The organism is Ruoffia sp. FAM 20857, assembly GCF_045528645.1.
In the GTDB taxonomy this organism is placed as follows: domain Bacteria; phylum Bacillota; class Bacilli; order Lactobacillales; family Aerococcaceae; genus Ruoffia; species Ruoffia halotolerans.
Genome location: NZ_JBGQRB010000134.1, coordinates 1 through 287, shown reverse-complemented (window position 1 = coordinate 287; position 287 = coordinate 1). Strand labels below are relative to the sequence as shown.

Below are 287 nucleotides of genomic sequence, written 5' to 3'. Positions count from 1 at the left end.
TGACTTTGGTGAAGTCACTTATTTAAAGAATAGACAACGCAGTCAATCAAAAGGTATGCAAGCTTACTCTGGACGCTTTTGGTATAAATTAAAGAAAGCTCACCACAATGGTGTTTTCAAAGGAAAAGAGCGAACTCACAATATTAAAACATTTGTGATCTCCTATGCTTTAAAACATCCTAAGGAAAGAGTGCCTTGTTTCAAAACCGTCTATCGCTACATTCGACAAAATGCGCTGTGTATCAAGCCCCATGATTTACCTATGATGTATCGTTTGAAACCAAGAA

At 36.9% G+C, this 287-nt stretch carries 1 pseudogene; it reads left to right on the top strand.

The annotated features are described in order from the left end of the window. Positions 1 to 287: pseudogene (locus ACEN4N_RS11555) on the top strand (IS30 family transposase); the annotation flags it as partial.